Source organism: Paracoccus binzhouensis, from assembly GCF_016446475.1.
GTDB classification, from domain to species: domain Bacteria; phylum Pseudomonadota; class Alphaproteobacteria; order Rhodobacterales; family Rhodobacteraceae; genus Paracoccus; species Paracoccus binzhouensis.
In genome coordinates this window covers 1-724 of sequence record NZ_JAEHFP010000258.1, presented here as the reverse complement: position 1 = coordinate 724, position 724 = coordinate 1, and the positions used below count along the sequence as shown (strand labels likewise).

Here is a 724-nt window from a genome sequence, read left to right as displayed (position 1 = left end):
TGCGTGCCAAGGTCACCTCCCACGTAGAGATGATCTTGAATCACAGCCAGACGCGCAGGGGAATCCTTTTTGTCAACACAACCTAGTCTTTCAGCAATTCGCGCTGTTTCCCTGGAAGACCGTCGCGGAGAACATCGAGTTCGGCCTGCGCAACAAGAATGTCCCCAAGGCCGAACGCAAGGGCCTGGTGCAAGGCGCGCTGTCGCTGATGGGCCTGGAAAGCCACGCGACCGCCTTTCCGCATCAGCTCTCGGGTGGGATGCAGCAGCGGGTGGCGATCGCGCGGGCCTGTGTGCTGGACCCGGCGGTGCTGCTGATGGACGAGCCCTTCGGGGCGCTGGATGCGCAGACGCGCGTGGTCATGCAAGAGGAACTGGTGCGCCTGGCGCGGGTGCAGCCCCGCACCGTGCTGTTCATCACCTATGGCGTGGAAGAGGCCGTCTATCTGGCCGATCGGGTGGCGATCATGACCCGGCGGCCGGGCCGGATCAAGGAAGTCATCGACGTGAAATCCATCCGCACCAGCGAGAAATGGGATGATCTCGAACGGATCGAGGACGTCATGGACACCGAGTCCTTCGTCCACCTGCGCACGCAGATCTGGAAATCACTTCGGGAGGAAAAGATTGCGGCCAACTAGGGTCAGGATTCATAACCAATAGATGACGAGAGCCGCGAGGGCGATGGCTGAGAGGAAGACCTTGGGGCATCGGTCATAGCGGGT

Annotated in this window: 1 protein-coding gene; it reads left to right on the top strand. The window is 61.2% G+C overall.

The features are described from left to right. Positions 1-640: ABC transporter ATP-binding protein (locus I9P22_RS24335; protein WP_199262801.1), on the top strand; the 640-nt coding region annotated here is incomplete at its 5' end. Between the last annotated feature and the right edge of the window lie 84 nt (positions 641-724).